Source organism: Pseudomonas sp. NFACC32-1 (assembly GCF_900101215.1).
In the GTDB taxonomy this organism is placed as follows: domain Bacteria; phylum Pseudomonadota; class Gammaproteobacteria; order Pseudomonadales; family Pseudomonadaceae; genus Aquipseudomonas.
Genome location: NZ_FMUL01000006.1, coordinates 194609 through 219881, shown reverse-complemented (window position 1 = coordinate 219881; position 25273 = coordinate 194609). Strand labels below are relative to the sequence as shown.

Annotated in this window: 17 protein-coding genes and 1 pseudogene; 6 read left to right on the top strand and 12 right to left on the bottom strand. The window is 63.1% G+C overall.

All coding sequences use genetic code 11. The features are described from left to right. Positions 1–20: 20 nt before the first annotated feature. Together BLP99_RS12500 and BLP99_RS12495 are read left to right on the top strand one after the other, a co-directional pair. Positions 21–4136, top strand: a complete 4116-nt coding sequence (locus BLP99_RS12500) for a Tc toxin subunit A-related protein (protein ID WP_092180410.1) — start codon at positions 21–23, stop codon at positions 4134–4136. Next, the gene (locus BLP99_RS12495) at positions 4133–8191 is read left to right on the top strand and encodes a hypothetical protein (protein WP_092180408.1); all 4059 of its coding nucleotides are present in this window, start codon (positions 4133–4135) and stop codon (positions 8189–8191) included. Before BLP99_RS12500 ends, BLP99_RS12495 begins: the two co-directional genes overlap by 4 nt. Before the next feature lie 2 nt (positions 8192–8193). On the opposite strand, the gene BLP99_RS12490 is transcribed toward BLP99_RS12495, so the two are convergent. From BLP99_RS12490 to BLP99_RS12465, 6 genes are all read right to left on the bottom strand, one after another. Further along, positions 8194–9525: a DUF58 domain-containing protein gene (locus tag BLP99_RS12490; protein ID WP_092180406.1), complete on the bottom strand. Its 1332-nt coding sequence runs from the start codon at positions 9523–9525 to the stop codon at positions 8194–8196. Positions 9526–9700: 175 nt separating this feature from the next. Beyond that, positions 9701–10705, bottom strand: coding sequence for an AAA family ATPase (locus BLP99_RS12485; RefSeq protein WP_072395217.1), 1005 nt, complete (start codon positions 10703–10705; stop codon positions 9701–9703). Then, the gene (locus tag BLP99_RS12480) at positions 10702–11865 is read right to left on the bottom strand and encodes a DUF4350 domain-containing protein (RefSeq protein WP_092180404.1); all 1164 of its coding nucleotides are present in this window, start codon (positions 11863–11865) and stop codon (positions 10702–10704) included. The genes BLP99_RS12485 and BLP99_RS12480 overlap by 4 nt, the downstream gene beginning before the upstream one ends. Then, positions 11862–13400, bottom strand: coding sequence for a DUF4129 domain-containing protein (locus tag BLP99_RS12475; RefSeq protein ID WP_092180402.1), 1539 nt, complete (start codon positions 13398–13400; stop codon positions 11862–11864). Before BLP99_RS12475 ends, BLP99_RS12480 begins: the two co-directional genes overlap by 4 nt. Further along, positions 13387–14358, bottom strand: a complete 972-nt coding sequence (locus tag BLP99_RS12470; protein ID WP_072395471.1) for a stage II sporulation protein M — start codon at positions 14356–14358, stop codon at positions 13387–13389. Before BLP99_RS12470 ends, BLP99_RS12475 begins: the two co-directional genes overlap by 14 nt. After that, the gene (locus BLP99_RS12465) at positions 14355–15080 is read right to left on the bottom strand and encodes an RDD family protein (protein WP_072395211.1); all 726 of its coding nucleotides are present in this window, start codon (positions 15078–15080) and stop codon (positions 14355–14357) included. Before BLP99_RS12465 ends, BLP99_RS12470 begins: the two co-directional genes overlap by 4 nt. Positions 15081–15278: 198 nt before the next feature. Here BLP99_RS12465 and sbcB point away from each other — a divergent pair, with 198 nt between their 5' ends. After that, entirely contained in the window at positions 15279–16706 is a 1428-nt protein-coding gene (sbcB, locus tag BLP99_RS12460) for an exodeoxyribonuclease I (RefSeq protein ID WP_072458746.1), read from the top strand. 92 nt (positions 16707–16798) lie between these two features. Here the strand turns inward: sbcB and mvaT are convergent, their stop codons facing one another. After that, positions 16799–17176, bottom strand: coding sequence for a histone-like nucleoid-structuring protein MvaT (gene mvaT / locus BLP99_RS12455; protein ID WP_072395207.1), 378 nt, complete (start codon positions 17174–17176; stop codon positions 16799–16801). A gap of 306 nt (positions 17177–17482) precedes the next feature. On the opposite strand from mvaT, the gene purU reads away from it, so the two are divergent. Further along, positions 17483–18331 (top strand): formyltetrahydrofolate deformylase, encoded by an 849-nt coding sequence (gene purU / locus BLP99_RS12450; RefSeq protein ID WP_003178545.1) that lies wholly within the window; start codon positions 17483–17485, stop codon positions 18329–18331. A 53-nt stretch (positions 18332–18384) separates the two neighbouring features. Beyond that, entirely contained in the window at positions 18385–18555 is a 171-nt protein-coding gene (locus BLP99_RS26410) for a hypothetical protein (RefSeq protein WP_176776503.1), read from the top strand. A 49-nt stretch (positions 18556–18604) separates the two neighbouring features. Here BLP99_RS26410 and BLP99_RS12445 read toward each other — a convergent pair whose 3' ends face one another. The 5 genes and pseudogenes from BLP99_RS12445 to BLP99_RS26845 all read right to left on the bottom strand — a co-directional run. Continuing rightward, positions 18605–19600 (bottom strand): glucosaminyl phosphatidylglycerol flippase, encoded by a 996-nt coding sequence (locus BLP99_RS12445; RefSeq protein WP_072431886.1) that lies wholly within the window; start codon positions 19598–19600, stop codon positions 18605–18607. Next, on the bottom strand, positions 19597–20364 hold the full coding sequence (locus BLP99_RS12440) for an N-acetylglucosaminyl phosphatidylglycerol deacetylase (protein WP_076406373.1): 768 nt from the start codon (positions 20362–20364) through the stop codon (positions 19597–19599). The genes BLP99_RS12445 and BLP99_RS12440 overlap by 4 nt, the downstream gene beginning before the upstream one ends. Positions 20365–20379: 15 nt before the next feature. After that, on the bottom strand, positions 20380–21501 hold the full coding sequence (locus BLP99_RS12435) for an N-acetylglucosaminyl phosphatidylglycerol synthase (RefSeq protein ID WP_072395180.1): 1122 nt from the start codon (positions 21499–21501) through the stop codon (positions 20380–20382). Positions 21502–21675: 174 nt separating this feature from the next. Further along, positions 21676–22440, bottom strand: a complete 765-nt coding sequence (locus tag BLP99_RS26850) for a methyl-accepting chemotaxis protein (protein WP_371128599.1) — start codon at positions 22438–22440, stop codon at positions 21676–21678. Between the two features lie 93 nt (positions 22441–22533). Next, positions 22534–23508, bottom strand: a pseudogene (locus BLP99_RS26845) (cache domain-containing protein); the annotation flags it as partial. Positions 23509–23752: 244 nt separating this feature from the next. Here BLP99_RS26845 and BLP99_RS12425 point away from each other — a divergent pair. After that, complete coding sequence (locus tag BLP99_RS12425) at positions 23753–25240, top strand: helicase HerA-like domain-containing protein (protein ID WP_092180400.1); 1488 nt, start codon at positions 23753–23755, stop codon at positions 25238–25240. The last annotated feature ends 33 nt before the right edge of the window (positions 25241–25273 follow it).

Genomic DNA, 25273 nt, shown 5'->3' with positions numbered 1-25273 from the left:
CCCACTCACAGGAGAGGGCAATGGCCACGCAAGACATCACCCGGGCGACCGCCCTGCGCCGAGACGCGTTGATCGAATGTGCCTTGGGCATCAAGCAGATCGAAGACAAGGATGACAACAAGGGATACCCGACGATCCAAACGGCGGACGACCTGCTGGAGTGGCTGCGCACCGATCCCCTGGATAACCATCAGGTCAAGACGACCTGGGTCGCCGAGGCGGTCAGTTGTTTGCAGCAGTACATCCATGCCGTCTATCAGAAGCTCGAACCGGGCTATACCCAACGGGAATTCGACAGCAAGGACCTGAAGGATTGGGACATCGCCAGCCAATACCCACTGTGGGCCGCCAGCCAATTGCTCAAATGCATGCCCGAGGACTACATCACTCCATATGCGCGCATTCGTAAGACCAGCCTGTTCAGGGCGCTGGAAAGCAATCTCAACCAGACCCGGCTGACGACCGATTCGGTGCAGTCGGGCGTCCAGCAATATCTGCGCGCCTTTGAAGAGGTGTGCAACCTGGATGTGCTCAACGGCTATGTCGACGGCGCCGATGCCCGCCGTGCCGACTATTACCTGGTGGGCCGGGAGCGAATCGCGCCCTATCGCTATTTCTGGCGCAAGGCCGACGTCCAGCTGGATGTCGACAGCCGGGCGATCAACCCGGCGGCCTGGAGCGAATGGCAACCGGTCGACATTCCCAGCGATGTGCAGGTGCTCGACAGCCGGCTGGTCTTTTGGGGAGGGCGCTTGTGCCTGGTCTGGGCCGAATGGCGCCAGGCGTTGTTCGATGGCGACGGCGGCTTGCAAAAGCCCTATGAGCTTGAGCTGAAGGTGGCGTTCATCACGCTGGACGGCAAGTGGTCGCCGCCGATACGGCTGAACCTGTCGGAGTTCGATAAGGACGTCAGCCCGAACTGCCGGCTGGTGGCGGTGATGCTGCGCGACGATGTGGACCCGTTGTATCCCAAAGGGCGACTGGCGGTGCATTTGACCAATGCGGTGACCCCACCGGTGTTCTTGGGGTCACGATCCGGTCCGGTGGACATCTATGAAACGCGCGACGCGCTGTTTCGCAAAGTGGGCGACGAAAAGCCGATCATGGATCACTTGGCCATGGTTCGCTTCTCCAATCCATCGACGCTTCAGCAGCGAGTCGGGACTGCGCAATTTTCCAGAATGACAGAAACGGTATCGGTGGGCGCGAATTCGCTGGTAGAAAAATTCACGCTCAAAACAGTGGTGACAACGAGCGCAGGCAAACAACAACTGCGTTTCCAACCGCACTGTGCCCTTCTGGTGCCCGGGAGGGAAGGCGAATCGAAGGCTTTCACGATATCGGTGCAATTTCCCTCGGGCGGTGACCCGCCGTCCGCTACCGAATCGCATTCCGACAATGGCGGCTGGTCATTCGCTTGGAATAAATATGAGCGCGATAGCTTTGCCGGTTTGACCGCCACATTCATCCTGGAGGGGCCGGGTAACTTTGGCAGCAAGACCTTCGTGCTGGAGCTCAAGGGCCTGCCTGTCGAACCTCGCCTGCCCTCCCTGCACAAGAGCAATGCGCGCGGAGCCCAATTCCTGCACCTCAACGACCCGGCCCTGACGCTCAAGTACGCGCGCCTGAATACCCTGATCGGTGCGGAACTGGTGACGCGCGCCAACGTGTCGACCGATGCCGTGCTCGATTGGGATACCCAGTTTCCCGACGAGCCCGCGCTGCCCGACGGGGCAGCCGAGCCCAACGGGCCGTTCGACGGGGCCAACGGGCTGTTTTTCTGGGAACTGTTTTTTCATCTGCCCCACTTGGTGGCAACGCGGCTCAAGGACGAAGAGCGTTTTGTCGAAGCCCAGCAATGGCTGCATTACATTTTCGATCCCCAGGCGCCCGCCGACGCCGCTCGAGCGAATCCGAAACCGCGCTATTGGCGTTGCCGACCGTTGAATGTGCCCAGCGCCGAGGGTGACGTGGGCTGCGAAGCCGACAACCCCACCGATCCCGACGCGATTGCTTACTCGACGCCGCGGCATTACCAGATGCTGATTTTCCTCGACTACGTCGCCAACCTGGTGGCGTGGGGGGACTGGCTGTATCGGCAATTGACCCGTGACAGCCTGGCGGCGGCCAAGCTGCAATACCTGCGAGCCAAGAACCTGATGGGCGCTGCCCCGGACGTGCAGACCCTCAGCCAGTGGACGCCCGCCACGCTGGCGGAGCTGGTCGAGGAGCTGGAGGACAGTGCCGAGCTCAAGGCATTCGAGCAGGCGTTGCTGCTGGATTCGGGTTCGTTGCCGGTCAGGACCCGTTTTTTCGAAGACCCCGGCGTCATCGGGGCCGGTCGTTTCCGGCTGCCGGTGAGCCAGCGAGTGATGCAGCTTTATGAATTACCGGCCCAGCGCATGTACAACCTGCGCAACAACCTGACCATCGACGGCAAACCCCTCTCCATCGAACTGTTCAGCACGATCAACCCTTCGGATCTGCTCAACAATCTGGCGGCCGGCGTTGGCGGGCCCGTACGTCCCATGGGCGGTCCCTTGCGGGTCGCGGCGTTTCGCTGGCGCCCGCTGTTCGATACCGCCATCCGGGCCGCCCAGTATCTGCAGGATTGCGGCAACCAGGTGATGCGCCTGTTGGAGCAGCAGGACCAAGGCGAGCAGGAACTGTTGCAGCAGCGCCATCTGACCGAGCTGAGTACCTTCGTCAGGACGGTGCAGGAAGAAAACCTCGCCCAGCTGCGAGAGACGCTGGCGGCCCTGCACAGCAGCCGTACCTTGACCGAGGAGCGGCAAACCCATTACGCGAGGCTGTATGTCGAGCACATTTCCAATAGCGAATACAAGGTCATGGGGGCGTTCGACACCGCTAAATGGCTGACGTCGCTGAGCACGTCGATGCAAGTGGCCGGTGCTGTCATCGACGCCTTCCCCAATGTGTTCGGCCTGGCCAACGGCGGGCACCAGCCGGGTAGCCTGCCAAGAGCCGTCGGCTATGGATTCCAGGTTGCGGCCGAGGTGGTGCGCACCGATGCCGAGAAGGATGCCACCTCCGAAAGCTATCGGCGGCGGCGTCAGGACTGGGGGCTGGCACGGGATCAGGCCACGGCGGAGCTGGCGATGATCAATGAGCAGATCAAGGCCCAGGAGCACGCGGTCTACGCCGCCGAGGCCAGTCTGGAGCAGATTCTCAAGATGAATGCACAGACCCAGGCACTCTATGATTTCCTGCTGACCCGCGCCACCCGCGTCGAGCTGTACCGCTGGTACCTGGGGCAGTGCAAGACCTTGCATTACCAGGCCTACGACCAGGTCGTCAGCCTGTGCCTGAGCGCCCAGAGCGCATTGCAGCTGGAAACCGCCGAGTTCGGTCTCTCTCACATACGCACCGATGCGTGGCTCGACAATTATTACGGCCTGACCGCCGGAGACGCGTTGCGGCTCGATCTGCTGCGCATGGAAGCCGATTACCTGCTGCGGTACGAGCGACGACTGGAGATCGTCAAGACCGTATCCCTGCGTCAGTTGTTCGATGACGGCATCGATCCAGAGCCGGACTACGCAAGCTGGGATGAAGCGCGAAACTATTTGACAAAAAACGGCGTCCTGAATTTTCGACTTTCCCAATTGCTGTTCGACCGTGACTACCACGACCACTACTGCCGGCAGATCAGCGCCGTGGATGTCACCTTGCCGACGTTGCTTGGCCCTTTTGAAAACGTCTGCGCAACATTGACGCAGGTCGGCAGTGCCACCGCGATCAAGCCCTCCCTCGAGTCGCTGGACTACCTGTACGGGGCCAGTTCCCTGCCACCGGCCGATGTGCTGCTCAATATCAGCAGCGGTGAACAGATGGCCATTTCCATCGGCCTGGACGATTTTGGCGTGGCGGCGCTGAAACCTGATGAAGGCTTGCGAAATACCTTCGAGAACACTGGCGCGGTGTCTCGTTGGACCCTGTCCTTCCCCTGGTTCGATAGCGAGCAGCACCGTCAGAAGAAGCAACTGGAGGCCCTGAACGACGTCATCGTGAAGGTGCGCTACACGGCCAAGGTGGGAGGCCCGGCGTTTTCCCGGTATGTCCAGGACAAAGTGCGAACAGCCGGCAGCACAGCGCTCAAGGGGTCGCAACGATGAACAGAGAACCTGTCAACACCCGGACCAATATCCTCCTCAACGGGCATTTCGACCTGGGCTTTGCCCACTGGGAAAGCGCCGGTGCGCCAGGATACAACTACGCCCGCAAGGAAGGCACATGGGAAGGGCTGCCCATCTTCTACATGTCTCTTTACAAAGGTACGGGGATTACCCAGACAGTGCCTGCGCCGGCACCGCAATCAGCCGGGGGGCGCTACCGTTTGAGTTTCCTCTACGACAACCGCCATGCAGATCCGGGGGTTTTCATCCTGCGCCGGCGTGGCACCGAAGACCAGCTGGAAATACCGTTGCCTGCAACGGGGAACAGGGGGGACGCCCCTGAAACCCTGGCATTGAGCCTGACACCCATCACGGCGTCGATCGAGTTCGATGTCGAGGGCGAGGATCTTTTCGAGTTCGTCATCCTCAGCCCGGCTCAAGCCTCGACGACCGTGGACCTCATCGTCGCCCGGATCGATTTGCACCTTGAGCTTGAGCCGCTGGTGCTGGCGCGCATCGTCAATGATGGCCAGGCGTTCACCCCGACCGGGGAGCCCTTGCTCTACCTGTGTCACGGTGCCACCGGCAGCAAGCGCCACCAGGTCACCTTCCAGCCGGCGCCGGACAGCCCCTGGGCCGGCACCGAAGCCTTGCTGTGGAGCCAGGACAACCCCCTGGAGGCGGTGGTGATCTCGCCCGAATGGGGGGAGAACCAAACGATCGAAACGGCCTGGCAGGTGGATTGTCCTGAACCGGTCTCGGATGACACTCAACGGTTCAACCTGTCCATCTACAGCAAGTACCACGCCGATATCTACCCGATTGCCGTTTCGCTCGGGCATCATCGGCTGGTGGTCGAGACTATCCTGGACCCGGCCTATCAACCGGTGATCGAATATGCTCAATCGGTCAAGCTGGGCGTTCGGGTGAAGTCCTATTACCTGGACCTGCCGATGCGCGGTTATGAAGTCACCTGGCTGCTGGGCAATGACATGATTTCAGTCGGCACGACCGATGACGGTGGCGAGGCGTGGCTTGATTTCACCCCTGCCCGCGACGGCGCGCTCGCCGTGAAAGCCCGGGTCGAGAGCCCCTTTTATGCACAGGGCAACACGGCACACACCTTCAACGTCCAGGCCCATGCCACGGACCCGCTGAAGACTGTGCAAGTCAAGTTCCCGAATATGGACGCCGCGCCCTGGGGGGAGAAAACCGGCTACCCCGACCGCGGTGCGTCGTATCGCTTGGAAGTCTCCTTTGCCGCCGACAGCCCGCTGCTCAACCGTCATGTCTGGTTGGCCTGGGAGGGCAAGCCCCCCGAGGACTTGGGCGTGACGGTTCAGCCGGCCTTGATGCAGCCGGTTCCGGTCACCAGCACCCCTCTGGTCTGGCGCCTTGATTGTCAGGACCTGAACGATGGCCAGTTCAACTTGCGGTTGGGCAGCGCCGACCTGTTGAGGCCGACCGTGGTAAACCCCATGTCGCTGGCCCGGCACAGCCTGAAGATTGGCGAGGTGCGCGGGCCCAACCGGGCTCCGGTGGTGGACGAGGGGGATTATGCCTGGTGTATGTTGCGGGTGGTGACCCAGGCAGGTGACCAGCCGGTTGCCGGGGTTGCGGTGGAGTGGGACGCCTCCGGGGGACTCCAGCGCACCTTCACCGGCGTCGACGGCTGGGCCAGCGTGATCGATCGGCCCGCGGTGCATAGGGCCTACACCCTGGCAGCGCGGGTCAACCCCCGAGAAGGCGCGCCGGCGCTCAAGCACGACTTCGAGATCCAGACCTTGGCCACCAGCGCCTGGAAGACGGCCAGTTTCACTCTGGATGAGACTGCGGTCGACCGGGTGGGGGCGGGGGCGGTGTGCCGCATGGGGCAGACGTATGCGTTTCGCCTCGCGGTGGAGTCCGGCAGCCCGCTGATCGGCAAGGAGATTTCCCTGCGCTGGCGCGATCCGGCTGCCGTCCGTTCAATCGTCATCGCCAATATGGAAGCTCCGGTCACCGTCACCGCCAGCGGCGTGCAATGGAGCGTCGATGCGTTGGTGGTCGACACCAGCGGCGTGTTCGACCTGCAAGTGATCTCGAACGGGATGGAGGCACGCGACCTGGCGTTTCGCTCGCTTCCCCGGGACCTGTCCACCGAGGTCGGGCTGGTCTTCGATCAAGTGCCGAAGACCTGGACGGACGACGTCGACTTGTACCCGTGCATCGGCGCCACGCACGAACTGACCGTCCAGCCGACGAATAACCTGGGCGGCCTGCATGGCCTGCTGCTAGAGACCGCCATGGCACCGGACCTGCCGCCGGGGTGGGTCATCGTCCCGTCCTTGGCGCAACCGGCTCCCATGACCGCCGGTGGCATTCGTTATCGTTGTGACCTGACAGCCACGACTGAAACAGCGGAGCGTCGATGCAGTGCCACTGTTCTGGGTATCGACGGTTTTACCCAACCAGCCGCTTTCGGATTCAAGCTGGCCCACAATAAGGTAGTGATCGGTACCCCGTACGACGTGGCGACCGACCCGGTGCTGAGCAAGGGCGAAAGCGCACGGTTGGCCGTACGGTACCTGTCGGCATTCACGGGCAGGCCGGCAAACGATGTCAGCGTCGAGTGGGGCGACGGGCAAGTGTCGTTGAGCGCCGCAGACGGTATCGCCCAGCGCAGTTACCAGCCGACCAGCGCGGGAAGCCAGGAGGTCCTGGCTTGCGTCAGCAACCCCTATGATGCGACCCAGGTCGAGCATGCGTTTTACGTTTACGCGTATCAGGAAGACCCCTGGCTCGACCTGCGCGTCAGTGTCGGGTCCGGCGCAGAACAGCGGTGGGGCGAAGGTACTTTTTTCCCTCGACGCGAAGGGCGGTTGGACTTGACGCTCACCGCCCGGCCGGACAGTCCTTTACTCAACCAGGCGCTGACGCTGGGACTCGAAGGCGCCTATGAATTGGACACGGGCTTGTCTTTCGGACCGGTAGGGCTGGGCGTGTCGCGTCCCCTGGGCACTGCCGGCCTGCCGCTCAGTATGTTGGCCGCTGACCGGACCGATGCGGCGTTTTACCTGCAACTGTCCGCCTCGAGATTGTTGGCCCGCTCACCACTGAATGCGTTTTCCCTGGGCAGCCACCTGCCTGTGGATGTCATGGCCGCAACGAACCAGGAGCCGACAGTGGTTGACTGGGGCGAGACGTTGTTTTTTGAGATCACCTTGACCAATTCATTGTCCGGACAACCTGCCCGAAATGTTCAGGTGTCCTGGAGCGGTACTGACCAGGCCATGGAGGACGTCGCGACATTCACCGATTTCTATGGCGTCGCGCGTTTCAGTTTCACGGCGACGGCGTCCGGGCCGGGCACCGTGACTGCCCGTGCCGTCGGTGGCATCGAGGTCGTTGAGTTTACCTATTTCGTACATGAAGCCTGTGTGATACAGGAGCTGACCGGTTCGGGCCTGGAGAACGCGCCGGGCGAAGAAATCAGCGCCGAGGCCACGGTGGTCAGTGCCGCCAGCGGCGAGCCGGTAGGGGGGGTACGGGTGCACTGGTTCTACAAGGGCGTTGTGCTCGAGCCGGTCGTCACCGATGCGGCTGGCAAGGCGCGGATCACATTCGAATTACCGCCGAGGATAGGGCGTTATGTCCTGAGTGCATCCGTCAGGGGCGTGCTGGGGTGGGAGGCAGCCCGGTTGGAGTCCAGGGTCACGGGGACACAGGATTCCTGGGTGCGGGAATTCACGCTTCGGCTGAACGAGCGGCCGATCGACATGGACGATCTGGTCAACTGGAAAATGATCCTCAAGGATACGCTGCCCAGTACGCTGGAATTGAAGGTCAGGAAAGACAGTAACCTGATTCACGAAACCAGTGTTTCGTTGTATGGCTTCCCTCCGGAAGCCCTCGGGCTGCGGTTTGACCCGCAGTTGCGTGTCCTGCGGCCCGTCACCACGGTGCCCTTGTCCTGGTCGATCATTCCACGGGAAGGCGCTTTCGGCGAATTCGAGCTGGAGTTTCGAAGCCCTGACCTGCCGCCTCGCTGGCTACCGTTCAAGGTGGAGCATTGATCCTATAGATTCCCGGCTTTTTTCCACCCCAGGTACAACGTCACCAGCTCGGCCCCCAGCTCCCCGGGCCGGGCTTGCAACACCACCACGCCATGGGCGTTCAGGCGCTCGTGCAGTTCGTTGCGTGCATTCAAATACTCGACGGCCCCGCAATAGGCCAGGGCCTCGGGCAAGGACTGCACCGGGGTTTCCCGCAGGCGGTCCAGCGCTTCTTCCCGCAGGCTGGCCACCAGTACCCGATGCTGTTGGCCGAGCCGCTTGACGGCGGCCAGCAGGTCCTCGTCGTCTTCATCCCGCAGGTTGGTCACCAGCACCACCAGGGCCCGGCGTTTCTGCCGGACCAGCAGTTCGTTGGCGGCGGCCTGGTAGTCGGCGGGGCGCGAGGTGCTGTCGAGGTCGTACACGGTATTGAGCAGTACATTGAGCTGGCCGGCGCCCTTGACCGGGGCGAGGTAGCGCGGCTGTTCGCTGGCGAATGCGCTCAGGCCCACGGCGTCGCCCTGGCGCAGCGCGGTGTAGCTGAGCAGCAGGCAGGCGTTGAGGGCGTGATCGAAATGCGACAGCTCGCCGTCCTGGCTGCGCATGCGCCGGCCGCAATCGAGCATGAAGATGATCTGCTGGTCGCGCTCGTCTTCGTAATCCCGGGCTATCGGCGTGCGGTGGCGGGCGGTGGCCTTCCAGTCGATCTGACGCAGGCTGTCGCCTTCGCGAAACTCACGCAACTGATGGAATTCCTGCCCCTGGCCCCGTCGCTGGCGCTGACGCACGCCAAGCTGGCTGAGCCAGTTGTCCACCGCCAGCAACTGGCCGTCGTAGAGCCTGGCGAAGTCGGGATAGACCCGGATCTCGTCGGCCGCGGCCAGCAGGCGCTTGTCGGACCACAGGCCCAAGGGGCTTGGCAGGTTGACCTCGCAGTATTGGAAGATGAAGTGGCCGCGCTTGAGCGGGCGCAGGCGATAGCCGGCCTGGCTGGGTTGGCCCGGTTGAAGCGCCACTGTCAGCGGAAGGTGTTCGAAGGCCAGGCCGTCGGGGACATGATCGAAGACCAGGATGTCCAGCGGCTGGGGGAAATCGTGGGTGATGCCCAGGTGGACTTCGCTCCAGCGACCCAGCGCCAGACTCCCGGGCATCTGCCGTTGCACCCGGGGCGAGGGCAAGCCCTTGAGGCGCACCGCATCGAGAGTCGCCAGGGCCAGCAAGGCCAGCAGCAAGCCCCAGTTGATCGACTGCGCCGACGGCGGCAACGCAATCCCCAGGGCTCGCAGCGCACCCAGCACGATACCAAGGGCCAGCAGTACCGCGAGCCAGATCAAGAGCAGGCGCGAGGGTTTCATCGATGCATTCCCCTTGGAAGAGATGCAGAGCGAGCTTTTCTGGCGAGGGGATTTATCCCCGCCGGGCCGCGCAGCGGCCCCCCGGATATGACTGAAACACCGCAAGGGGTCGCTGCGCGGCCCACGGGGATAAATCCCCTCGCCACGCAAGGTATCCTCGGCATATTGGTACTGCTCACAACCGTGGCGCCGGCACTTGGTCGAGCAGTTGTCCCAGTACCTGGTCCACCGACAGCCCCTCGATATCCAGCTCCGGCGCCAGTCGTACCCGGTGGCGCAGCACGGCCAGGGCGCAGCCCTTGATGTCGTCCGGCACCACGAACTCACCGCCGCGCAACAAGGCCCGCGCCCGGGCGCAGCGCACCAGGGCGATGGAGGCACGGGGGCCGGCCCCCAGGGTCAGGCCCGGCCAGCTGCGGGTGGTACGGGCCAGGCGTACGGCGTAGTCGAGCACCTGGTCGTCCATCGGCAGGTCGCTGGCGATGCGTTGCAGCGCTTGCACGTCCTTGGCCTGCAGCACGGTGCGCAAGGGCTGGACATCGAGCATGTCGGCCCGCGTGGAGCGGCTGACCTGACGCACCATGTTCAATTCCTGGTCGGCGTCCGGGTAGTCCATGCGCACCTTGAGCATGAAGCGGTCGAGCTCGGCTTCCGGCAGCGGGTAGGTGCCTTCCTGTTCGATGGGGTTCTGGGTGGCGAGCACCATGAATGGCTGGGCGATGGGCAAGGCGCGGCCTTCGAGGGTGACCTGGCGTTCCTGCATGGCTTCGAGCAGCGCGGCCTGGGTCTTGGCCGGGGCGCGGTTGATCTCGTCGGCCAGCAGCAGGTTGGTGAATACCGGCCCCTTGCGCAGCTTGAACTGCTCGGTCTGCAGGTCGTACACCGCATGCCCGGTGACATCGCTGGGCATCAGGTCGGGCGTGAACTGGATGCGGGCGAACTCGCCGTTGAAGCAACGGGCCATGGCGCGCACCAGCAGCGTCTTGCCCAGCCCGGGAACGCCCTCGAGCAGCACGTGGCCGCCGGCGATCAATGCCGTCAGCACGTCATCGATCACCGCGGCCTGGCCGACCACCGCCTTGTGCAGCTCGGTACGGATGGCCTGGGCCAGCTGACTGGCGCGCTGGCGCTGTTGGGCGGCGTGGGCCTGGCCGTCGACAGGTTCGTTCTGTTCAGTCATAAGGCATTCCTGAGGGTTTGCAGATGGGCGACCTGGCGGCAGAACTCAGCGCTGGACAGGCGCTGTTTCGGCCGGGGGCTGAGGGCCTGGCTGATGGCCTTGGTGGGTTGGCGGGTCAAGCGGGAAAGCACTTGCCATTGCTCGGCCACGGCCAGTTGTTCGAAGCCTGGGTGACGATGGCGGGCCCGGCGCAGTACGTCCTGCTGCAAGCCGCGCAGCAAGTGCTGCCGGCCATTATGGCGCAGATGGAACACGGCGCTGGCCTGCACATGCTCCTCCAGCTGGCGCCGTGCCTTGGGGGCCGGCGGCTGCAGCGGGCCATGACGCACGGCCGAGTGCCACAGCCAGAGGGCGATCAAGGCCGCCAGTGCGACGAGTGCCTGGGGAAAGTAGCGCAGCAGCAGGGTCAGCAGGCTGTCGTGGTCGATGTTGTACAGCAGCGTGACGTCCGAGTCGGCGCTCAGGTACCAGAGCAGCCAGGCGTTGTCGTACTGATCGATCTGGTCGTTCTTCCACAGCTCGGCGTCGGTGATCACGGTGATGGAACCCTGGCCGTGGTTCAGCTGCATCATGTGGGTGGCCTGGGCGCTGTTGGCCCAGGACTGGGCCAGGTTGTGCGGGTCTTCGAGGTGGAAGTCGGTGTCGAAGCCGACATAGGCCGGTGCTTCCTCGTCTTCCAGGTACAACTTGGTCAATTCGGGGTAGCGGTCCTTGATGAGCTCCGGCGCCGGCTCCTTGAGGTCCTCGCTCAAGAACTGGCGCAGGCGCACGCGGTCCAGCAGCAGGTCGCCGCTGCTGCCGGTGCTGTCGTCCCACAGCGCCTCGGCGACGAAGAGCAGGCGCCCGCCGGCCCGGGTCCAGTTCATCAACTGGTCGACTTCCCGCGGTGTCATGTCGCTTCGCTCTCCCAGCAACAGCAGGCTGCGTTGGCGTGGCTCCAGAGTCGGCAGCATGTTCAGGTCATTGGCGTGTTCGACCTTGATGCCGTGCTGGCGCAGGAAATGCTCGGCGGCCAGGTAAGGGTTGGCCTGGGCCTCGGGCGAAGGGCCGTGGTCGAGGATTTCCTGGTAAGGCACCGCCTTGGAGCCCAGGTAGGCGACCATTGCCCCCAGCAGGACGATCGCCAGGACGGCGAGCAGCAACCCCGCGCGCCGGCTCATCGCGCCCTTCCCGGACCGAACAGCCCGCGCCAGCCGTCGCACAGTTCCTGTTGCAGGTCGGGCGATGGCGGGCGGTGCCCATAGGCGACGTTCTGCCAGTGCAGGGTCAGGAGCCTGCTGAACGCCAGCAGGTGTTCCTGCTGCAGCTGTTCGACGCGATGCAGCACCTGGCCCTCGGTATCGGCCGCTTTCAGGGCAACGCCGAACTCGTGATGCAAGCGACTGAGCAAGGCCCGGTACAGCAGGCCCAGGGCCTCACGGGGGGCTGTGCTCCAGAGCTGCTCGGCGCTGGCCGCCACATCTTCGGGCAGGCTTTCTTCACGGATATCCAGGCCGAACATTTGAACCGGTGCCGGTCGTTCTGGTGGCGGGCGTTTCGTCGCCCGGCGACTGGGCAGGGCCTGGAAGCGATCACGGTAGTGCCAGACCAGCCAGACGATCGCCCCGGCCAGGCAAGCCCAGAGCAGGACCTGGATCAGCGCGGCGGCGGTCTCGAAGCGCTGGCCGCCGAGCCACTGGAACAACGCCTTGAGCCAACCCGAGGGTTCGCCGTCCTCGTCGGGTTCTTCGGTTTCCTCGCCAAAGCGATAACGGGTCACGGTCTCGGTGTTCTTGAATGGCGGGGCCTGGAGGATCGCTTCGATGCTGTCCCGGGATGCCTCGCTGGTGAGGGGCTGATTGAGCAGCCGGGGGCTGTCAGGCGCGGTGTTGTCTTCGGCGGCCCAGGTCTTGGGCCCCAGGGGCAACAGCACCAGGGCCAGCAGCATGAGGACGGGCGCTACGCCGCTCAGGCGTTGGCGCAGGCGCCGGAACACCAGCTCGAGGTCCCAGGCCTCCAGGATCGTGCGTCGATTCAGGTAGAGGCTGAAACCGCAGGCGACATATACCGGCTCCCAGAGGATCAGCAACAGGGGATACAGGAAGTTGATCAGGTGTTCGAACCACAACCAGTCGTTCTCGGCGACGGCGATCAAGGCCTGCCAGTCCCATTCCAGCTCAACCTGCTGCGGCACGAACAGGTAGAACAGGGCCATCAGGCCGAACCACAGGACCGTCTCCAGGTGCACGCCGATCACGGTCAGCCACTGCGCTGCGCCGCCGTTGCGTTGCAGCAGAACCCGCAAGCGCTGTTCCCGTGCTTGCCCGCAAAGGCCTTCGAGCTGCACCACCGGCATCAGGAAGCTGCGGCTCAGGCTCAGCCGGCGCCAGGTCAGGCTGGCGAGCAGTTGGGGCTTGAGCAGGGCGGGCCACTGGCGCAAGGCCTGCTTCAAGGTGGGTGTTTCGCCAAACAATGCCTTGGACAGGATATACAGCGGCAAGCGGTCGAAGGCCGGCTTCAACCACCAGAACACCACTATCACCAGGGACGGCGAATCCCATAGCAACAGCGACAACAGCGCATAGACCGGAAGCGTGATGATGGCCCAGCTGGTCATCAGCAGGCGGCGATGCCGCTGGCTCATCAGGATGCCCAGGTCCATGGCTTCCCAGGTGGTGCGCGGGCGGATGGCTACGCTGGCGTCACTCAGCCGCATGGCGTACCCGTCCGGCCAACAGCAGGTAGCTCAACACCAGCAGCCACAACAGGGCGCCGACCGTGTACTTGGTGGCGGGCGTCACGGCGCTGGAGGACCAGTAGGCTTCGATGAAGGCGGCGATGAGCAGCAACAGTATCACCCCGGCGATCATCGACACGCTTTTGCGAGCGGCGAGCCGCAAGGCTTCGCCCCGGGTGAGGCGTCCCGGCGCAATCAACGCCCAGCCCAGCTGCAAGCCGGCGGCACCGGCCAGGGTGATGGCGGTGAGTTCGAAGGCGCCGTGACCGATCACGAACGACCAGAATGTCCCGCCTGAGCCGATCTGGGTCAGGTGCCCGGCCACCGCCCCGATGGTCAGGCCGTTGAAGAACAGGAAGAACGCGCTGCCCAGGCCGAACATCATGCCGCTGGCGAAGGTCTGAAAGGCGATGCCGATGTTGTGCATGATGTAGTAGCCGAACATGACCCAGTCCTCGCTGGCCGCCCGTTCCACCGAGCGCCCCAGGTGACCGGCGGCGGGGTCGTACATGCTGCGTATCTGGCTGACTTCCTCGGCGCCCAGCACGCTGTAGACCAGCTCCGGGAACAGATAGACCAGCAGCCCGATGCCGGCCAGGCTGCCGAGGAACATCACGCAGGCAGCCAGCACGAACCGCCATTGCTCACGAACCAGTCGAGGGAAACCCACCAGGATGAATGCCGTAAGGCCCGAAGGCCTGCCGCGGTCCCGGTAGAGTTGCTGGTGACCACGCAGTGCCAGTTGTTGCAGCGTGTCGACCAGCAGGCTGCTGTAGCCTCGCGCCTGGGCCAGTGCCAGGTGTTGGCAGAGCCGGCGGTAGGCGTGGGGAAACTCGTTGCTCTGGGGCACGTTGCGGCTGCGCTCCAGTTGATCGAGCAGCCGGGACAGCTGCTCCCATTCCTGCTGGTGACGGTTTTCGAATAGGCTTTGCTTCATGTCGGCCCCAACAGGCCGCGGGCGATGCCATTGAGTTCGGCCACGGCGCGGGGAGGTTGCACGTTCAGCGGTGCGGCAAGGATGGTTGCCAGTTCGTTGACCCTGGCCTGGGAAAGTTCGGCCTGGCGTTCGGCGAAACCGAGCACGGCGCGCTGTTCGTTGAGGCTCAGGGCAAACGGAGGTCGCAAGGGGGGCGCCTGGGGCAGGGCGGGGCGCTTGACCGGCTGTTCGCGATACACCACCAGGGTGCCGGCCGCCAGGTCCCCCAGGCGCTTGAAGGCCGGATGCTGCAGGCAACAGACTGCGCCGAAGGCATAGCCAAAGGGCAGCATGTCGACGAAGCGCAACAGATTGCGGATCAGCGAGGCCGACCAGCCGACGGGCCGGCCGTCGTCCTGCACCACGCGCAACCCCATCATCTGCTTGCCGGGGGAGCGCCCCTGCCTCAGCACCTCGAACAGCACCATGTACCACCAGCTGACCACGAACAGCAGGATAGAACCCAGGCCGATCCCCAGTTCGCCGAAGAACGCCAGGATGAAGAAGAGGACACCCAGGACCAGGCCCCGTATGCCCAGGTCGATGGCGAAGGCCAGTGCGCGGGGCATCAACCCCGCCGGCCGCAGTGGCAGGTCGATGCCTTCTGGCGTTTCGACCTGATACCGCGTGTCCAGTGGCGGGGGCAGCGGCGCGTTCCTTTGCAGTGCTGGTCTCTCGAGCATGGGCAACCTGAATGATAGGCCGGTTCGAACATTCGATCTGGCCACAGATGCTAACAGTGTTCGTGCGCGCAAACGATACGAGGCGATACCAGACTTTGTGTCATTCAATAGCTCGCAACAGGATTGAATCCAGACAACACTGGCCGCAGCCGGGGTCCAGCGCCTAGACTTCGCCAGTCTTCAACTCAGGAACAGGCCGTGACTTCCATCTTCTGGTACGACTACGAAACCACCGGCATCGACCCCAGGAGCGATCGCCCCTTGCAGATGGCGGGTATCCGTACCGATTTCGAACTCAATGAAATCGACGAACCGGTGAACCTGTATTGCCGGCCCAGTGATGACATCCTGCCGCATCCCGCTGCGTGTGCGATCACCGGCATCACGCCGGCGCGCCTGGTCGAGCAAGGGCTGAGCGAAGCCGATTTCATGACCCGTGTCCACGCGCAACTTGCCGCGCCGGGTACCTGTGGCGCCGGCTATAACACGCTGCGTTTCGATGACGAGATGACTCGCTACAGCCTGTATCGGAATTTCTTCGACCCCTACGCCCGCGAGTGGCAGGGCGGTAACAGTCGCTGGGATCTCATCGACCTGGTACGCGCCGCCTATGCGTTGCGCCCGCAAGGCATCGTCTGGCCGCAGGAGGATGGTCGCGTCAGCCTCAAGCTCGAGCGCCTCACCGCCGCCAATGGCATCGACCATGGCCAGGCCCATGACGCGTTGTCGGATGTGCGTGCGACCATTGCCCTGGCTCGCCTGATCCGGCAGAAGCAGCCGCGGCTCTACGATTGGCTGTTCCAGCTGCGAGGCAAACAGAAGGTCCTGGATCAGGTCCGTCTGTTACAACCATTGGTACATGTTTCCGGGCGTTTTTCCGCTGCGCGAAACTATATCGGCGTCGTCCTGCCGCTGGCCTGGCATCCGAAAAACCGCAATGCCTTGATCGTCTGCGACCTGCACCTGGACCCCCAGGGGTTGCTGGAGCATGACGCGCAAATCCTGCGCCAGCGCTTGTATACCCGTCGCGAAGAGTTGCTTGAAGGTGAGTTACCGGTGCCTCTCAAACTTATCCATATCAACAAGTGCCCGGTGGTCGCGCCACTTTCGGTGCTGCGTGCCGAAGACCTGGAGCGACTGCAACTGGATATGGATGGCCTGCAGCAACGGGCGCTGCGGCTAAGTGACGCACAGCAGGTCTGGCAGGAGAAACTTCAGGCTATTTACGGTGGTGAGGACTTCGCCGCCAGTGAAGATCCCGAACAACAGTTGTACGCAGGTTTTCTCGGTGATCGTGATCGTCGCTTATGCGAACAAGTCCGTTTGGCGGACCCGGCGCAACTGGCACGGGAACGCTGGCTGTTCGATGATGAGCGTCTGCCGGAATTACTGTTTCGATATCGTGCACGCAACTTCCCGGATACGTTGAGTGCTGAAGAACAGGAGCGCTGGAGACTGTTCTGTCAGCAGCGCCTGTCATCCCCACAATGGGGCGCACCGAATACCCTGGAAACTTTTGATGAGGCGATGCAAGAGTGGATGGCCCTGGCTACACCCATGCAGCGAGAGGTCCTTGTGCAATGGCAGGGTTACAGCCAGCAATTGCGCCAGCGTTTAAGCCTGTGAACGTCGATAAGTGAAAAGTTGACCGCATAAAAAAACGCCAGCGATCGCTGGCGTTGTTTTTGCTCGTGAAGAGCGGCTCGAAGCGGCAGGATTCAGCCCAGCAGCTTGGCCCAGCTTTCAACCACGTCACCGCCCCACTTGGCTTTCCACTCTTTCAGGGTCTTGTGGTTGCCACCTTTGGTTTCGATGACTTCACCGTTGTGCGGGTTTTTGTATTGCTTAACTTTGCGAGCGCGTTTGGTGCCGGTAGTTTTGACGGCGCCACGGGGGGCTTTGCCCGACTTGGCTTCTGGATCCAACAGGGCAATGATGTCGCGCAGGGACTTGGAATATTCGCCCATCAGAGTGCGCAATTTGCCTTCGAATTCCAGTTCTTTTTGCAGTTTGTCGTCCTGGGACAGATTTTTCAGGCGCTCTTGCAGCTCTTTGATAGCTTCTTCAGTAGCGCGGTATTCATTGATCAAGGACATGGGGACTACCTTATGTAGGACGCTGATGACAAGGAGACAGTGTGGCAATAGTAATCAGACAGTTTCATCAAGTAAACATTTAAGCCGGCTTTTATTTAATTAATTAGTGCCGCGCCACAAAAAAGGGGATTGCAGTTAAATACTGTGAGAGGCTCTTCACATCTGTTCACATTTATAGCAAGCAGTCCCGGGCCAGCCTCAGCGCTGCCGGCATGAGGTTAGAGAGGCCCGGCGCGTCATCGATACTGCAGTTTTGCTGCGCAATGGCTAGAATAGCCGCCTTTGCGAAGTTCTGGAGTTTCCCTAATGCGCACTTTTCGGCTGGTGATCGCTTGCCCGGACCGCGTCGGTATCGTTGCTAAAGTCAGTAACTTTCTGGCGTCCCATAACGGCTGGATCACTGAAGCAAGCCATCATTCGGACAATCAGAGCGGTTGGTTCTTCATGCGTCATGAGATCCGTGCCGACTCGCTGCCCTTCGGCATCGAAGCCTTTCGCGAGGCCTTTGCACCGATTGCCGAAGAGTTCTCGATGGACTGGCGCATCACCGACACTGCGCAGAAAAAACGCGTGGTGCTGATGGCCAGCCGTGAGTCCCATTGCCTGGCTGACCTGTTGCATCGCTGGCACAGCGATGAGCTCGACTGCGACATCGCCTGTGTCATTTCCAACCATGACGATCTGCGCAGCATGGTGGAGTGGCACGGCATCCCGTACTACCACGTACCGGTCAATCCGCAGGACAAGCAACCGGCGTTCGCCGAAGTCTCGCGGCTGGTCAAGCAGCACGACGCCGAGGTGGTGGTGCTGGCTCGCTACATGCAGATCCTGCCGCCGGCCCTGTGCAGCGAATATGCCCACAAGGTCATCAATATCCATCACAGTTTCCTGCCATCGTTCGTCGGGGCCAAGCCGTACCACCAGGCCTCGATGCGCGGCGTGAAGCTGATTGGCGCCACTTGCCACTACGTGACCGAAGAGCTGGACGCCGGCCCGATCATCGAGCAGGACGTGGTGCGCGTCAGCCACAGCGACAGCATCGAAGACATGGTGCGCTTCGGCCGTGATGTGGAGAAAATGGTGCTGGCCCGAGGCTTGCGCTATCACCTCGAGGACCGGGTGCTGGTGCACGGCAACAAGACCGTGGTGTTCTGAATCCAAAGGCCTGCACGAGTAATCGCCAGGCCTTTTTTCATGAGGTTGCCCTGATGACCGATCCATTGGACAAAGCCACCTCCAGGGCGCCAGCGACCCTGGGAGAGGGCTGCCTGAGCCGCTACGATCCCGAGGAGTTGGGCCCGGAGGATGGCACGGAATTTCCCGATGCCGCCCAGCTGTGGGAGCAACTGCACCCGCAGGACACTCCCGAAGCCTCCTAGACTCGTCTCAAGACTTTTCGTACAGAGCCTGGGCCCTGGGCCGTCTGGCTCAGGCCTGCCGCAGCCTCATCAGTTTCTTGATCAGCGGCCGCCCCACCATCAGGAAGAACACCGGCCCGCCGGCGACCAGATAGAAGTAGTAAGTCACCGCTCGCCAGATCAGGATGGCCGCCGCCGCTGTGGATTTGCCCACCATGGGGGCCAGCAGCGCCGCCGAGGTCAGCTCTGCCGCCCCGGCGCCGCCCGGCAGCAGGCTGAATTGCCCCGCGCTCAAGGACAGCATCTGGATCAGGAAGCTCCATGCCCATTGCAGGTCCGCCCCCAGCCCTTTCAATGCCAGGTACAGGACGCTGTAGCGCAGCCCCCAGTGCAGGCAGGTCAGGCCGAAGACCTGAAGGAGCGTTTGTCGCGGCAACTTCAGGGTGTCGGTAAACGCCGCGAGAAAATTCAGGATCTTGCGTCCCCAACGTCGACGGGTATGCGCCTTGACCCGCAGGTGGCGCAGCAATCGGGCACCCAGCAGGATCAGCCGACGATGGTAGCGAGCCACCAGGACACAGCCGAACAGCCCGCCAAGCAGGGAGATCGCACTCAACGCCAGCATCCATTCCATGCGCTGGCTGAGGTTCTGGAACAGGGCGTACAGCAGGATGCCCACCAAGGCGCAGAGAAAGAACAGCAGGTCGCTCAACTGATCCATGGCAAACACCGCGCTGGCATGGGCCGGACGCACGCCGTTGCGTGCCAGCAAGGCCATCAATGTCAGCGGCCCGCCACTGCCGCCAGGCGTGGCGCACATGGCGAACTCGGTGGACATCACTACGCCAATGCTGTTCAGCCCGCCCAGGCGGGCACGGTGTTCACCCAGCAGCAGACGCAGGCGCAGGGCGTTCAGGCACCAGCAAAGCCCGATCATGCCGAGCATGGCCAGCAGCAGCGACAAGGGGAAACGCTGCACCCGCGACCACATCTCCCCGCCGCCCACCAGCAACGGCACCAGCAATGCCGTGACGAGCGCGGCGCCCAGCCAGATCAACTTTTTCATGCGGCGCTGCTGACCCGCAGCCCTTGGGTCGCCAGCCAGCCAGCCTTGGTCATCGGCACGCGACCCTCGTCGAGCAGGCGTTGCAAGGTCCGCAGCCAGTAATCCCGGGAGTAGCCGTGGCGCATGTCCACCGGATGCAGGCCCAGGCGGATCACCGGCGCCTGGCGCCAGCGCTGTTCCCGTTGATCGCTGACGATCTTCGACAACCCTCGGCGCCAGGCGCTGCGGGCACTCCAGACCAGTCCAGGGGCGTCGATGGCCGAAAAGTCCGGCAGGCGGTAGAGATGACGGGTATCGCTGGTGTAGCTCAGGGGCAACTGGCGCAGGGCCTGGCGGGTGCCTTCGCTCATCAGCCAGGCCGGGGCGACAAAACCTTCCAGGGGCCATTGATGGCGTTCGAAGAGCTCGATGCCGGCTCGCAGCCGGGCAAGGGCCGCCTCCTCGGACAATTGGTAGAACTCGCCTTCATGGGTATAGACCCGGCGCATGAACCAGTCCTTGGGATGAAGGGCCGGCGGTCCGTCGTCGCAATGGTAGTAACCGTGCAGCACCAGTTCGTCGCCGCGCTCGACCCGTCTGTCGAGCAGGCGCCTGAACGCTGGATGATGGTCCAGGGCATTGGTGTGATGGAAATCCGGCACCACCAGCCAGGTCATCGGCACCTGGCCGAGGGCGTCGACGGCTTCGACGAAGGGTTTGTAATCGGGCCAGGTTTGCGGCGCCACGTCGTGCAGGACCAGCAGCAGGCTGGGAGTTTGATTCATGGACACAACCTCGCCTCAGCCATTGGCCAGCAACGGCATCTGCTCGCCCAGCACGGCGTAGTAATGCCCCAGCAAGCTATCGACCACGCAATCCCAGGCGTAGTGACGCTCCACATGACGCCGCGCCAGCGCGCCGCGGCGCTGGCAGCCTTCGCTGAAAAGCTGCCGTACGGCATTGGCCATCGCTTGTGGATTGTTGGGCATGCACAGCAGGCCACAGTCTTCGTGGACGATTTCGGTGAAGGCCCCGGCCGCTACCGCCACGACCGGGATACCGCTGGCCATGGCTTCGAGGATCACCAGGCCGAAGGTCTCCTGGTCGCCGGCATGGAGCAGGGCATCGGCGCTGGCCATCAGCCGTGCCACCTGCGGCGCCGGGCAGAACTCATCGATGACGGTGACGTTCTCCGGCACGGCGGCGGGCATCGATGAGCCCACCAGCAATAGGTGGTAGCGCTCGCCCAGGCGCTTCATGCACTTGAGCAGCACCGGCAGGTTCTTTTCCTTGGAACCGCGGCCGGCGAAGATCAACAGGCGTGCGTCTTCGGCAATCCCCAGTTCGGCGCGCAGTTCCGGGTCCCTGGCGGCGGGGTTGAAGGTTTGCAGGTCGACCCCCAGGGGTTGCACGAAGACATTCCTGACACCCAGGCCGGTCAGCTTGTCGGCCATGACCTGGCTGGGCGCCAGGACCCGGTCGAAATTGCCATACAACTTGCTGACATAGGCTTCGATATTGGGGGTGAACCAGTTGCCCATGCGGTTGCTCACCAGCAGTGGCAGGTCGGAGTGATAGAAGCCGATGACGGGCACGTCCAGCTGGCGCCGCGCATCCAGGGCGGCCCAGGCGGTGAGGTAGGGGTCGCCGACCTCGATCAGGTCCGGTTGCAGATCGCGCAGCGCATTGCGCCAGGGCGCCAGGCGAAGGGGAAAGCGGTAGCCCTTGCCAAAAGGGAGAGGAGGGGCCGGTACCTTGTAGATCCCGTCCTGCTCGCTCAAGTGCGCACCGGGTATCAACAGGCTGTGGCGAATTCCGGGCCGGTTCGCCAGCCGCCGGTGCTTGGCATCCAGGTAAGTGCGCACGCCGCCGCTGGCGGGGGCGTAGAACATGGTTATGTCCGCTATATGCACGATGAACATCCCTCCGGTCTGAGTTCTCCTGTGTTGACCTTTATGAAGAATAGATGTTCGGTTGGGGTTGTGTGGTGGATGGCGTGTCTTGGCTGTTGCTTGTGTGACAGGCCCCCTTTGCGAGCCTGCTCGCAAAGGGGGCCGTACAGGCGCTAGTGGTCGTTCGGCTAACCGTACCGGCCACTAGATGCGGAAACTGCCCACCAATTGCTTGAGCCGCGACGCCTGCCGCTCCAGGTCGGAACAGGCCCGCAAGGTGGCTTGCAGGTTTTCCACGCCTTCCTGGTTCAGGGTGTTGATCTCGTTGATGTCCACGTTGATGGATTCCACCACGGCGGTCTGTTCCTCCGTGGCCGTGGCCACCGACTGGTTCATGCCGTCGATCTCGCCAATGCGTTGGGTCACGCTGTTCAGGCGCTCGCCGGCCAGGTTGGCGATTTCCACGCTTTCCTGGCTATGACGCTGGCTGTCGTTCATGGTGGTGACCGAGTCCCGGGCACCGACCTGCAGTTCCTCGATCATGGTCTGCACCTGCTGCGCCGATTCCTGGGTGCGATGGGCCAGGTTGCGCACTTCATCGGCCACCACGGCGAACCCGCGCCCGGCCTCGCCGGCCCGGGCGGCCTCGATGGCCGCGTTCAGGGCGAGCAGGTTGGTCTGCTGGGAGATACTGGTGATCACTTCCAGGATCTGCCCGATGTTCACGGTCTTGCTGTTGAGCGTTTCGACGTTGGTACTCGAAGCGCTCAACAGGTCGGACAAGCGATTCATCGCGGCAATGCTGCGCTCCACCACTTGCTGGCCGTCCTCGGCCAGGCCACGGGCGTCGCTGGCCTGGTGGGACGCCTGGGCAGCGTTGCGGGCGATTTCCTGGGCGGCGGCGCCCAATTGGTTGATGGCCGCGGCGACGCTGTTGGTGCGGCTGGATTGCTCGTCGGAATTGACCATCGACGAATTCGATGCGCTCACCACCCGCAGGGCGACTTCGTTGACATGCTCGGTGGCGGAGGACACTTCGCGGATCGAACCATGGATCCGCTCCACGAAACGGTTGAACGCGGTGCCCAGGATGCCGAATTCATCCTGGTTGTGGATCGCCAGGCGCTTGGTCAGGTCGCCTTCGCCGTCGGCGATGTCTTCCATGGCCCGGGTCATGACGTGCAATGGCTGGATCAGCAGGCGGATCAGCATGCTCAGCAGCGCGATGATGAACACCACGGCGATGACCGTCGCCACCACGGCCGAGGTACGGAAATCGCTGAGCATGGAATAGGCCATGTCCTTGTCCACCGATACCCCGACATACCAGTTCACCGACGGCAGGCCCTTGATGGGGGTGAAGGTGACGATGCGCGTGTGGCCATCCACTTCGACTTCGCTGATCCGGTCGCTGATCGCCGGGGTGTTTTTCGGGAAGGCCTCGGCCAGGGTCTTCATGACCAGGTTCTTGTCGGGGTGCACCAGGATCTTGCCATCGGCGCTGACCAGGTAGGCGTAGCCCATGCCGTCGAAGTCCACGGTCTTGAGGTTGTCCACGATGGCCTGCAGGCTGAGGTCGCCTCCTACCACGCCGACACTTTGCCCGCCGTTGCGGGAGGCGCTGGCGATGGAAATGATCAGCCCGCCGCTGGCGGCATCGATATAGGGTTCGGTCAGCGTCGAGGTGCTGCTGCTCTGGGCGCCTTTGTACCAGGGCCGCACGCGAGGGTCGAAACCTTCGGGCATCTTCGCATCGGGGCGAATGACGAAACTGCCCTGGGCATCGCCCAGGTAGGACGCCATGAAGGTGGAGGTCAGGGCTTTCTGCTCCAGCAGGCGGGCGACGCTGGCCGGGTCCGGGGTGCCGGCGATGTTCTGGGCCAGGTTCTCGATGAGCAGGATCCGGCCGCTCAGCCAGGTCTGGATATTGCTCGCGGTGACATCGCTCATCTCATGCAGGTAGCTGTCGAGGTCGTCGCGAATGGCGTTGCGTTGCAAGTAATCGTTATAGGCCGTGAACGAAGCGAAGGCAGCCATCACGATAAGGGCGGCGGCAATCAGGATCTTGTGGCTGAAACGCAGGGTTTTATTCATGGAGTAGGGTCCGCTAAGGTCTTAATGCTCTGAGCGTGCTTTGATATAAGCGAGCAAAATGGCGTCATCTTGAAAAAAAGACGATATTTCCAACTTTCCCTAGGGAATTATCCGACCTTGTTTTCAGTCTGGTCTGTCGCTTTATTTATCGGCCATACAAGGCCAAGGATTAATCACAGGTGACCAAATGCCTGACTCATCGCAACTCGTAATCGGGGCCGACCTTGCCGGCCAGCCCATCGCCCAGGCCATGCGTCTGGCCAACCGTCACGGCTTGGTCGCAGGCGCCACCGGCACTGGCAAGACGGTCACCTTGCAACGCCTGGCCGAAGCGTTCAGCGATGCCGGGGTCGCGGTGTTCGCCGCGGACATCAAGGGCGACCTGTGCGGCCTCGGTGCCGCCGGCATGCCCCAGGGCAAGATTGCCGAGCGCATTGCCGGGATGCCGTGGCTCGAGCATAAGCCCCAGGCTTATCCGGTGACCTTGTGGGACATCCATGGCCAGTCCGGTCATCCGTTGCGTACCACCCTGAGCGAAATGGGGCCGTTGTTGCTCGGCAGCCTGCTGGAGCTGACGGACAGCCAGCAATCGGCGTTGTACGCGGCGTTCAAGGTAGCCGACCGTGAAGGCCTGTTGCTGCTGGATCTCAAGGACCTCAAGGCACTGCTCAATCACCTCAAGGACAACCCCGAACTGCTGGGGGACGATGCGGCCCTGATGACCACCGGTTCCAGCCAGGCACTGTTGCGGCGCCTGTCGACGCTGGAGCAGCAGGGCGCGGATGCGTTGTTCGGCGAGCCGGCCTTGCAACTCGAGGACATCCTGCAACCGGGCAGCGATGGCCGTGGCCGCATCCATCTGCTGGACGCCAGTCGCCTGGTACACGAAGCCCCCAAGGTCTACGCCACATTCCTGCTGTGGCTGCTGGCCGAGCTGTTCGAGCAACTGCCCGAGCGCGGCGACGCGGACAAGCCGCTGCTGGCCCTGTTCTTCGATGAAGCGCACCTGCTGTTCGCCGGCACGCCCAAGGCGTTGCAGGAACGATTGGAACAGGTGGTGCGGCTGATCCGTTCCAAAGGCGTGGGGGTGTACTTCGTGACCCAGTCGCCGGGGGACTTGCCGGACGACGTACTGGCGCAGTTGGGGTTGCGTATCCAGCATGGCCTGCGGGCCTTTACCGCCAAGGAGCAGAAATCCCTGCGGGCGGTGGCGGACGGTTTCCGGCCGAACCCGCAATTCGATGCCCTGACGGTGCTCACCGAACTGGGTATCGGTGAAGCGCTGGTGGGCACCTTGCAGGAGAAAGGCACGCCGGAAATGGTGCGGCGTGTGTTGGTGGCGCCGCCGCAGTCGCGTATCGGACCGTTGACGGAAGCCGAACGCGCCAGCCTGATCGCCGCTTCACCCTTGCAGGGGCGCTACGACAAGCCCATCGACCGCGAGTCGGCCTACGAGGTGCTGATGGGACGCAAGGGGCTTGAGCCGCAGGTCCAGGAGGCCCCAGGCAAGCCGGCGGCCGAACAGCCGAGCTTCACCGAACAGGCCGGGGAATTTCTCGGCACCGCGGCCGGCCAGGCGTTGAGGTCGGCGATGCGCCAGGCGGCCAACCAGTTGGGACGGCAATTGGTGCGCGGGTTGATGGGGTCGCTGCTGGGGGGCAGTAAGCGCCGCTAGCCGGGGGACCGAGTCGTCGCCATCACGAGCAGG

Bases quoted from the DNA above. Each gene is read 5' to 3' on its own strand.
- BLP99_RS12470 (WP_072395471.1), bottom strand. From the start codon at position 14,358: ATGAAGCAAAGCCTATTCGAAAACCGTCACCAGCAGGAATGGGAGCAG.
- BLP99_RS12485 (WP_072395217.1), bottom strand. From the start codon at position 10,705: ATGACTGAACAGAACGAACCTGTCGACGGCCAGGCCCACGCCGCCCAA.
- BLP99_RS12425 (WP_092180400.1), top strand. From the start codon at position 23,753: ATGCCTGACTCATCGCAACTCGTAATCGGGGCCGACCTTGCCGGCCAG.
- BLP99_RS12440 (WP_076406373.1), bottom strand. From the start codon at position 20,364: ATGAATCAAACTCCCAGCCTGCTGCTGGTCCTGCACGACGTGGCGCCG.
- BLP99_RS12500 (WP_092180410.1), top strand. From the start codon at position 21: ATGGCCACGCAAGACATCACCCGGGCGACCGCCCTGCGCCGAGACGCG.
- purU (WP_003178545.1), top strand. From the start codon at position 17,483: ATGCGCACTTTTCGGCTGGTGATCGCTTGCCCGGACCGCGTCGGTATC.
- BLP99_RS26410 (WP_176776503.1), top strand. From the start codon at position 18,385: ATGACCGATCCATTGGACAAAGCCACCTCCAGGGCGCCAGCGACCCTG.
- BLP99_RS12435 (WP_072395180.1), bottom strand. From the start codon at position 21,501: ATGTTCATCGTGCATATAGCGGACATAACCATGTTCTACGCCCCCGCC.
- BLP99_RS12490 (WP_092180406.1), bottom strand. From the start codon at position 9,525: ATGAAACCCTCGCGCCTGCTCTTGATCTGGCTCGCGGTACTGCTGGCC.
- BLP99_RS12445 (WP_072431886.1), bottom strand. From the start codon at position 19,600: ATGAAAAAGTTGATCTGGCTGGGCGCCGCGCTCGTCACGGCATTGCTG.
- BLP99_RS12465 (WP_072395211.1), bottom strand. From the start codon at position 15,080: ATGCTCGAGAGACCAGCACTGCAAAGGAACGCGCCGCTGCCCCCGCCA.
- mvaT (WP_072395207.1), bottom strand. From the start codon at position 17,176: ATGTCCTTGATCAATGAATACCGCGCTACTGAAGAAGCTATCAAAGAG.
- BLP99_RS26850 (WP_371128599.1), bottom strand. From the start codon at position 22,440: ATGGTCAATTCCGACGAGCAATCCAGCCGCACCAACAGCGTCGCCGCG.
- BLP99_RS12480 (WP_092180404.1), bottom strand. From the start codon at position 11,865: ATGAGCCGGCGCGCGGGGTTGCTGCTCGCCGTCCTGGCGATCGTCCTG.
- BLP99_RS12495 (WP_092180408.1), top strand. From the start codon at position 4,133: ATGAACAGAGAACCTGTCAACACCCGGACCAATATCCTCCTCAACGGG.
- BLP99_RS12475 (WP_092180402.1), bottom strand. From the start codon at position 13,400: ATGCGGCTGAGTGACGCCAGCGTAGCCATCCGCCCGCGCACCACCTGG.